7 protein-coding genes are annotated in these 9,471 nt (G+C 70.2%); 5 read left to right on the forward strand and 2 right to left on the reverse strand.

What is annotated here, in order from left to right; genetic code table 11:
* Window positions 1–174 precede the first annotated feature (174 nt).
* The 4 genes from K6I33_RS25780 to K6I33_RS25795 all read left to right on the forward strand — a co-directional run bounded on the left by K6I33_RS25780 (window position 175) and on the right by K6I33_RS25795 (window position 3,382).
* A complete protein-coding gene (locus K6I33_RS25780; RefSeq protein ID WP_229356920.1) occupies window positions 175–1,839 on the forward strand; it encodes an acyl-CoA dehydrogenase family protein in 1,665 nt (554 codons plus the stop codon).
* The gene (locus K6I33_RS25785; protein ID WP_229356921.1) at window positions 1,836–2,633 is read left to right on the forward strand and encodes a crotonase/enoyl-CoA hydratase family protein; all 798 of its coding nucleotides are present in this window, start codon (window positions 1,836–1,838) and stop codon (window positions 2,631–2,633) included. The genes K6I33_RS25780 and K6I33_RS25785 overlap by 4 nt, the downstream gene beginning before the upstream one ends.
* Window positions 2,634–2,702: 69 nt before the next feature.
* Window positions 2,703–2,987: a hypothetical protein gene (locus K6I33_RS25790; RefSeq protein ID WP_229356922.1), complete on the forward strand. Its 285-nt coding sequence runs from the start codon at window positions 2,703–2,705 to the stop codon at window positions 2,985–2,987.
* Entirely contained in the window at window positions 2,969–3,382 is a 414-nt protein-coding gene (locus tag K6I33_RS25795) for a DNA-binding protein (protein WP_229356923.1), read from the forward strand. The genes K6I33_RS25790 and K6I33_RS25795 overlap by 19 nt, the downstream gene beginning before the upstream one ends.
* A 23-nt stretch (window positions 3,383–3,405) precedes the next feature.
* Here K6I33_RS25795 and K6I33_RS25800 read toward each other — a convergent pair whose 3' ends face one another.
* Together K6I33_RS25800 and K6I33_RS25805 are read right to left on the reverse strand one after the other, a co-directional pair.
* Window positions 3,406–5,259 (reverse strand): caspase family protein, encoded by a 1,854-nt coding sequence (locus tag K6I33_RS25800; protein WP_229356924.1) that lies wholly within the window; start codon window positions 5,257–5,259, stop codon window positions 3,406–3,408.
* Complete coding sequence (locus K6I33_RS25805; protein WP_229356925.1) at window positions 5,256–8,627, reverse strand: CHAT domain-containing protein; 3,372 nt, start codon at window positions 8,625–8,627, stop codon at window positions 5,256–5,258. The genes K6I33_RS25800 and K6I33_RS25805 overlap by 4 nt, the downstream gene beginning before the upstream one ends.
* Window positions 8,628–9,202: 575 nt before the next feature.
* On the opposite strand from K6I33_RS25805, the gene K6I33_RS25810 reads away from it, so the two are divergent.
* Window positions 9,203–9,471: hypothetical protein (locus K6I33_RS25810; protein WP_229356926.1), on the forward strand; the 269-nt coding region annotated here is incomplete at its 3' end.

Below are 9,471 nucleotides of genomic sequence, written 5' to 3' on the forward strand. Positions count from 1 at the left end.
GGTGGTGGCCCAGGAGCGTCGAGAGCACGACCGAGCGTGCGGTCAGCGGCCGCAGGGCGAGGGAATCGGTGGCGTCCATGAGTGACGGAACCCTATCCATTACAGCTCCGCATCACGCATCATAAAAGTGTAATGCCGTTCGGATCGTGCCCCATCGTGTCCCCGGAGGTCGCCGTGAGCGCCACGCACGACGTGTTCAACCAGGCCCCGCCCCTGACCGGCTTCTCCACGGCCGACGAGCCCGCGCTGCTGGAGGCGCTGCGCCGGGACGGCGGCGGCTGGGGCGAGGCCGAGGTCCGGGAGCTGGGGGCGCGGGCCGGCTCGGAGGAGGTCCAGGAGTGGGCCCGCACGGCCGAGGCGAGCCCGCCGGTCCTGCGCACCCACGACCGCTACGGGCACCGCATCGACGAGGTCGAGTTCCACCCGGCGTGGCACCGGCTGATGGCCGCTGCTGTCGGGAGCGGCCAGCACGCCGCCCCCTGGGCCGAGGCCCGGCCCGGCGCGCACCTGGTGCGGGCGGCGAAGTTCTACGTCTGGGCGCAGGCCGAGGCCGGCCACGGCTGCCCCGTCTCGATGACGTACGCCGCCGTGCCCGCCCTGCGCGCCCAGCCGGAGCTGGCCGCCGTGTACGAGCCGCTGCTGGCGTCCCGGACGTACGACTTCGGGCTGCGTCCGCCGCTCGGCAAGCGGGGCCTGATCGCGGGCATGTCGATGACGGAGAAGCAGGGCGGCTCGGACGTCCGGGCCAATACGACCCGGGCCGTGCCCACGGGCGACGGCTCGTACGCGATCACGGGCCACAAGTGGTTCACGTCGGCGCCGATGAGCGACGTCTTCCTGGTGCTGGCGCAGGCGGAACCCTCCAAAGGAGACCAGGGGGGCCTGACCTGCTTCCTGATGCCGCGCGTGCTGCCCGACGGCACCCGCAACGCGATGCGGCTCCAGCGGCTGAAGGACAAGCTCGGCAACCGCTCCAACGCCTCGGCGGAGATCGAGTACGAGCAGGCGCTGGCCTGGCCCGTGGGCGAACCCGGGCGCGGGGTGCGCACGATCGTCGAGATGGTCAACATGACCCGCCTCGACTGTGTGACGGGCTCGGCCGCCGGGATGCGCGCCGGGCTGCGGCAGGCGCTCCACCACACCGCGCACCGGCGGGTGTTCGGCGCCGAGCTGATCGACCAGCCGCTGATGCGCAACGTCCTGGCCGACCTCGCCGTCGAGTCCGAGGCGGCGACGGCGCTTGCCCTGCGGCTCGCGGCGGCGCTCGACCGCTCGCTGGCGGGCGACGAGCGGGAGGCGGCCCTGCGCCGGCTCGCGCTGGCCGCCGGCAAGTACTGGGTGTGCAAGCGTGGCAGCGCCCACGCCGCGGAGGCCCTGGAGTGCCTGGGCGGAAACGGCTACGTCGAGGAGTCCGGCATGCCCCGGCTCTACCGGGAGGCGCCGTTGCTGTCCATCTGGGAGGGCTCAGGCAATGTGGCGACGCTCGACGTGCTGCGGGCGCTGACCCGGGAACCGGCCTCGCTGGACGCCTACTTCGCCGAGGTCGCCCTCGCCGCCGGCGCGGACGCCCGGCTGGACGCCGCCATCGCGCGGCTGCGCGCCCTGCTCGGCGAGCTCTCCGACCCGCACCGGGCCCAGCTCCTCGCCCGGCGCGTCGCCGAGCAGCTCACGCTCGTCCTCCAGGGCAGCCTGCTGGTGCGTCACAGCGCCCCGGCCGTCGCCGACGCGTTCTGCGCCTCGCGGCTCGGCGGCGAGTGGGGCAACGCCTTCGGCACCCTGCCGGCGGGCGCCGACCTGGGGCATATCCTCGACCGGGCCCGCCCGAAGGACACCCCGTGACAGCCCCCGCACGGGCGGCCGTCCGCACCGAGCGCCGGGGCCCGGTGACCACCGTCGTCCTCTCCCGCCCGGAGGTGCGCAACGCCGTGGACGGCCCGACGGCCGCCGCCCTGGCCGACGCCTTCCGGGCGTTCGACGCGGACCCGGCTGCGCGCGTCGCGGTGCTGTGGGGCGAGGGCGGCGCGTTCTGCGCGGGCGCCGACCTCAAGGCCTTCGGCACCGGCCGCGCCAACCGCGTGGCGCCCGACGGCGACGGGCCGATGGGCCCCACCCGGCTGCGGCTGACCAAACCGGTGATCGCGGCCATCGCCGGGCACGCCGTCGCGGGCGGCCTGGAACTCGCGCTCTGGTGCGATCTGCGGGTGGCGGAGGAGGACGCCGTCCTCGGCGTCCTCTGCCGCCGCTGGGGCGTCCCCCTGATCGACGGCGGCACGGTCCGGCTGCCCCGCCTGATCGGCGCCTCCCAGGCCATGGACCTCATCCTCACCGGCCGCCCGGTCCCGGCCCCCGAGGCGCACGCCATGGGGCTCGTCAACCGCCTGGTGCCGACGGGCACTTCCCGTGCGGCGGCGGAGTCGCTCGCGGCGGAGATCGCGCGGTTTCCGCAGGCGTGTCTGCGGAGCGACCGGGCGTCGGTGCTCGACCAGGAGGGGCTGACGGAAGACGCGGCGCTGGCCGCCGAATTCACCCATGGGATCCGTTCCTTGCCGGAGGCGGCCGAGGGGGTGGCCCGCTTCGTGGCAGGCCGGGGTTCCCCGCGAAGCTCCACCGGACCAGGCCCGGATGAGCGGTGATCTCCGATGCTGGGCGGCCGGTCGGGCAGGGCGCTTGCGGATTCCTACTCATTTGACACAATGGCCTCCATGTCCGAGGCGTCATACAGCATTGGTGAGGGGCCGGCGACACGGGTGAGTCTGTCGCTGCCCGAGGGGACGGCTGAAGCCATTCGCGCGCGGGTCGGCAAGCGGGAGTTCTCCGCATTCATCGCGGCCGCCGTCGAGCGCGAGTTGCGCGGCCAGATCCTGGACGAGTACCTGGCCGACTACGAGCAGCGCAAAGGCCCGCTTTCCGAGCAGGCTCAAGAGCGGGCACGGAAGGTCTTCGACGAGGTGTTCGCCGAGGAAGATCAGTGGCCCGCCGCAAGCTGAGCCATGAGGGCACCCTGGTCCTGGACAGCGAGGGACTGTCCAGGCTTCTCGGTGACGACGAGCAGGTGGTAGCCCTGGTCGCGGAGGCGCGGCGGCGGGGCATGGAAGTGGTGATCTGCGCACTCACCATCATCGAGGCCACGCACACCCGCATAAACAAGGCGCGCCTGGGGTGGGTGCTGTCCGGGCTGAGAGTGATCGCGGTGGGGGACGAGGAGGCGAAAGCAGCCTCAGCACTGCTGACGGGGGCCGGTCTCCATGGCCACATGTACGCGATCGACGCGGCCGTAGCCGAGATGGCCCTGCGTCAGCAGCGCCCAGTGGTCATGCTGACCTCGGACATCGATGACATGACCAAGCTGTGTGGCGACCGGGTCCGCCTCGTCGCGGTGTGACATACAGAAGGCGGGGTATGTGTTCACCCGCCCTGAGGTCGGGTTTCGACCTCCGTGTCGCACCGCAGCGTCTTGTAGCGGAAGCCTTCGGCCCTTCGCGCGCCGGAGTCCCGCACGCCGTTCAGGATTTCCGCGACCACGCCCTCCAAGCCGCGAGGCACACCCCGTGGCCGTACCAGCCACCCTTCATCAGGGGAGGCCAGTGAGGACATGTCCATTGCACGGTCGGCGATCATCACGATCAGGGATTCCGGGCGCGGCCCCTCGTACGGTACGTCCTCCGGCCAGTAGATATCGGTCCAGCCGGAGTTCCACACGCCGCCCGCACGGCCGGCCGCGTTCAGCAGACAGCCGCTGGGCTCGTAGTCGGTTACCAGCGCGGTGCGTCCGCTCAGCCCGACGTCGAGCAGCCACAGGAAAAGCCGGTGCGCCGAGCGATTGACGACCTGAACGCGGTATTGATCGCCATCCATCAGCCGGTCGCCGGGCCGGAGCGGCTGCGACTGGTCACCCTGGGGCCGTCGCTCGAAGAAAGCCACGGCTTCGGCGTCCAACCACGCCTCCTCGGCACCATTCGGCAACGCTCGCAGCCGCTCACCTCGCGCGAGCTCTTCCAGCAAGGCGAGCAGAGCCTCATGGCGGCCGGGTTCGTCAGGGACTGGCGCCCGGAAGGCGAACCCGGACCGGTCGGTGACCACCACCGTCGAACCCCTGGAACGGACCGTGGCGAAGGCCGGGTCGGCGAGGCATGCCTCCGCCAGCCCGGTCGATCGGGTCAAGGCCGGCCGCAGAGCACGAGCCAGCGGCCCGTCCCCCTCGAAAGTGATGTACTGCCGGACGTGGGTGCGAACCGGAACCGCACGGCACTCCGGCAACCGGTGCGTCAGGCTGCCTGGTGGCGACTCGAGCTCGGCGTCGGCACCGAGCATCGCTGTCACCGCGACCCGCGCCGCTTCGGCAAGGGTTTCCCCTGGCGCGGTGAGGGCCACGATGTCGCCCTGCGCCAGTCCCAGCACCGCGCCGCCGGGCACCACCAATCGGCCTGCCCGGCACAACAGCGGCAGTTGACGGGCATGGGCGGTCGTACGCGTGGAGAACGGCAGCCGGGCGGAGTGCGGCCCGCCGAGATCCGGCCGCTGCCGCACGCGCCGCATCACCCGGTCCTGGACCTGTGCCATCAAGGCGCCCCAGGGCACCGGGTGCTCCAGCGTGGCGTCCAGCAGATCGGCGAGTTCCTCCGTGAACACCCCGTGCCACTGACCGGGCCGACGCGAACTTGGAGCCTCATGCGCCCGCTCATGCCGTGGACAGGCCATCAGCCGTACCACTGAGGGGTCCGGCGCCGACAGCTCAGTGGTGGGCAGCCGCTCGGCGCGGGCCAGAGCGGACTCCAGCGGAACGAATCGGCTGACCGACCGGACGGCCACGTGTGGGTCGCGCACGGCGCCACCCGCGTGACAACAGTCAAGTATGACAGTGACATTGGGGGTGATCGAGGTCATTCGGTGGACGACGGCGGTCAGCTCCTCGACCAGCAGACCCCGGAAATCATCCGGGGTGCTCTCCTCCAGATCCACGGGCACCAGATAGTGCACATAAGGAGAGAGGCACGCACGGGATCGCTCGACGGCGTCGGGATGGTCCTGGAACGAACCATGGCCCGAGTAGTACAGCACCACGCCGTCCCCCGGCCGGGTCTCCCGCACCAGCTCGTCGAAGGACTCGATGATGGCGTGGTAGCGGGCGTCGCCGTCCAACCGGGTCCGGATGTCCTGGAATCCCCGGTCGTGGAGTACTCGTTCCATGAGCTGAACATCGGAGTGCACGCCGGACAAACCGAACGTCTGGGCGCCGATCAGCAGTGCTCGCAGGGTCATTCTGTGGCCTCCTGTGTGCCGATGTGGATGAACGGGGCCCAGTGGAAGGGGTGCTCGGGTGGCACCAGGGGGGCGGGAGCAGGTCCGCTGTCGCGGACAGTGCCACGTCCCGCGCCGACGGGCGTTGGGCAGCCGGCCTCGGCTGCCAGCGCCGCGTACTCGGCGTCCCGTTCCCCGGCCGTCAACGCGCGGACTTCGCGTTGCGCCTCGGCAAGCGCCTGGGCCACTCCGGGGCCGGGGCCGTCGGGCAGGTGGGAGCGGGCGGCCGCCAAATGGCGGTACATGCGGACCATGGTCAGACAGCCACCGCGGTCGTCCACCGGCCACAACGAGACCACCGCATGACGGGCACCGGCCATCAGAGCCGAGCGGGCCAGACCGAGTACATCGCCTCCGGAGGCGGTGCCACGGCCGGTGTGACAACCGGAGAGCACCAGCAGTTCGGGGCCGGCATAGGTGTGCAAGCCGTACAGGTCTCCGACGCTCAGCTTGTCGTGTCCTGCCAGGGCGAGGTGGTTCCGGTTGGGCGAATGCTCGTCCACCAGACCGTGAGCCGCCAGGTGCACGATCCCTCGGCCAGCGGCCTCCTTGGAAACCCCGCCCAAAGCGGCTTGGGCGCCGGTCAGCACCCGAGATCCGGGGAACAACGCGGCTGTGTGGTGCACTTCGACAGCGGTACCCGGAATCGGTACGAGTCCCGCCGCCGGATCGGTGGCCGGGTCTCCGACGAGCAGAGCGCTCCACGCGGTCGAAGGCGCGGTCCCTGGGGGACGGCGGGTGAGTACGGAGGCAGCGGGCAGGTGGGACAGGGTACGACGGTCGCCGAGTGTGCCGCCTTCCCATGGCAGGGCCTGGAAAGGGAGGAGAAACAGACGCGGCGGCGGCGCCAGCAGCACCCGCTGGTGGTCTCGCAGCTCTCGGGCGAACGGCTCCAGCAGGAGCTTGGCAAGATCCACACCGGGGGCCGGGTTGCGGTCGAGCCCCGAGCACCAGGAATGGAAACGCCGGGCCTTCCCGGCCATGGCGACCGCCCACTGTTTCGTCCGCACAACGCGCAGCCGTTCGCTGGTGATCGCCCAGGCGACGAGGTCTTCGTCGAACAGGTGGTACTGGAGCAGCAGAACACCGGGGGGCAGGGACGCCGCCACCTCCTCAACGGTGGTGCGCTGGGTACCGCGCCACGCGGTGAGTGCCGCAGGGACGGTTTGCCGCACGGCGCTTTCCGCCTCGGCGAGTTCCCGCTCGGCCTGCTGGCGGCGCTTGGCGGGGTCAGGAGCTGAGCCACCTGACGTAGTGGCGATGTCGGCCGGGTTGAGGGAGAAAGCTTGTCGCCGCAGGCGGGCGACCTGGTCCTCGTACACGGCGGACCAGCGGGAGTCAGCGCACAGCCAGGCCCGTACAGCGCGGTTTTCCTCAGCTCCTCGGGCCACGTCCAGCGCACGGACATTGTCGAGGAACCCGGAACGGACGCGCTCGGCCAGGGCGAAGGCCGCCCGTGCGCCAGGGCCACCTTCGTACACGCCGGTCCCTTCTCGGGTGGCACCGTCCAACGCCAGATGGGACAGCACCGCTGTGTGGAAGAGGCTCATCACCGCTGTGTCGTTGGCCAAGGTACTGCGCAGCGCATCCCGCGCGAGCCGGGTGCGATGGGCCTCGTAGTGGTTGATGGCCTCCTCGGCCAACCGTAGAGCTCCTGGATAGTCACCGTTCGCTTCCCTGACTTCGGCCTTGAGTCCCAGGATCTCCCAGAGGCGGCCCCCGAAGGCATGCTCCCACTCATCCAGACCGCGCGCGGCGCGCGCAGCTTCCTGTGCCTGCCCGGCCATCATTCTGAATCTGGTCAGCATGCAGGCGTCCAGCGCCCCGAATTGCTCGAGCTCATCGATGAGAAGTCGGGCTTCGTCCATACGACGCCGGAGAATCAAGGTGACGAAGAGGGTGTGGATGTCCCAGCATTCGACGGCCAGGCTCAAGGCGTGTTCCGCAGACCTCTGGGTCTGCTCTTCCAACCCGGCCAATGCCGCAGCCCGGGCGCGGCAGTACGCGGAGTAGGCCCGAATGCTATCCGGAGAGTTGAAAGGGACAAGGGAGAAAGGTAGCTGCTCATTCTTATCCCCTGCGGGTGGCGCAGCCGGAGGCCTCTCATGTTGCGGCCCCCTCCCCAACAACCCCTCGCCGCGGTCTGCAGCCAGAGTGAGCAGACCAGGATCGGCCAACCCGGCGGCAGCAGCCGCGAATTTCAGGCCGGCCTGCATAGCATTCACGTGTGCGATACCGTGAGGTTGATCGCCCTTGTGAAGTTCCTCGGCTGTCGACAGCACAGTCTCGCATCGGGTCAGCTCCTCTTCGGCGAGCACGACCTCCGACAGTTGGTGCTTGGCGGCCTCGGCACCGTGCTTGGCGGCTTGGGCAGCAGACTCTCCGACCAGCGCGGCGGCCAGACGTTCGGCCTGGGCCGCGCGCAGGGCATCCCCTGCGGAACTCCACCGCGTGGCTTGCGCGGAGAGCAGGGCAGACAGGCCCCGAAGCCAGCTATCACCACCATGTGTCACGCCCCATTTCCGCACCGAAGCGCACTGCGAATTCAGTACATCGGTTCCGTCCTCGATCCGGTCGAGCCAGCCATGTACTTGAATGAGAGAGCAGAGCGCACCATCCGCAGCACGGGCAGCCAGCCTCTCGGCATCTCGCAGCAATTCGCTGCGGCCTGCGGAGCCATGTAGTCGGGCAATGTGCGCGCGACGCAGCAAGGCAGCGGCCTCTCCCCGGCTGCAGCGCGCTTCGCGGTAAAGACGGGACGACTCGGCCCACAACTGATCGGCGACACCGAGGTCTGCGGCGCGAGGCAGTTCCTCAGCAGGTCGACGCTGTTCCGCCCCTGCCTGAAGGCCCAGAGCCCAGTCACCGGAGAGCATTACGGCCCAACCTTGGAGAGCGGTGTCATCCGGGGCAGCGGCGCGGGCAGCTTGGTGGCGCTCCTCGGCCTGGTCCGCGTCGCCGGCCCAGTACCACAGGTCAGCTAAGCAGAGCCGTAGAGCCGCGCGCACTGAGGCGAAGAGAGGATGCTGAGGGTCGGGAGCCGTAAAACGATCCAAGAGCATGTCCTCCGCCGCCCGGACTATTTCGAGTACCTCGGTCGGCGGGACGGCCTCGGGAGTAAGACCGCGTGTCAGACCACTGGCGCTGGGAGCCACTTTTGCCCGGCGGAGCAGGCGTTCATGCTTGATGACGATGTCTGCCGCCTGGCTGACGCTGCGTTGGACCGACAGCAGTTCAGGGAGAAGACTGCCGGCCAGAAAGGTGAGCAGCCAAGCGGCCCCGTCCGGGGCATCGCCGAGCGCTTCGCCACCTCTCTTGGTCAAGACCATGCCCTCGATGAGCTGTTGCGTGTCCCGTAGGGAATCACACCAGCCACCTGGACAGTGGTCGAGTTCCAGCGCCCGGGCCGCATCCCGCAGAACGGCCGTGACCGCAGCGGACGCAGGTGAAGCATCGGCCGAAGCCAGTGGTTGGAGCGCGGCAAGAGCCCGTCGGGGCTCCCCGGCGGCAAGGGCTGCCGTAGCCGCGGCCCAGCTTCGACCGGGCTCGCGCGCACCCTCCACTCGTAGCGAGGCGGGATCAGGCCCATAGGGCAGCGGTAGCGGTAGGCAGAGCGGGGGCAGGAAACCGTATCGCGAGAGGTCAGCGGGGGTGAGGTTCGAGGGCTGCGTCCCGGCCATGGGTGACGCTCCTTGTCGCTCGCGGGACCAGCACCCTCTCGGGACGGGAAGCCGTGCGGATCTGAAGTACGACAACTGCTCGCGATTGGCTCGCCCGTGACCATCACCGAGAGCTACATGTCGCTTCGCTGTAGCTTTCGGAGCACGGGACACCTCTCACCCGATCGGAGTAATTCGGCCGGACAGGTGGAAATCTGCGGCGTAACCCCCGCAAGATCCCCGTCGTGAGTGGATGGCGCCGAGCGGGACGTACCGGATGCGCGGCCTTGATGATCGTCTTCGCGACGGTGGGGGCCGGGGTGGTTCCGGAGCCGCCCGACGTGGCGGGGCCGGCGAGCGGGATCGTCGTCACCGACGAGCTCGTCGAATCCCGCACCGCCGAAACCTTCGTGCACGCCGGTCCCGGCTGTCTGGTCGCCCGCGCGGAGGGCGCGCTCGGCGTGTCGTTCGCCGCGCTCTGCCCGGCGACCCCGGCGCCACCGCCACCCCCGCC

Origin of the sequence: Streptomyces sp. UNOB3_S3 (assembly GCF_020740895.1) — a bacterium.
Classification (GTDB): domain Bacteria; phylum Actinomycetota; class Actinomycetes; order Streptomycetales; family Streptomycetaceae; genus Streptomyces.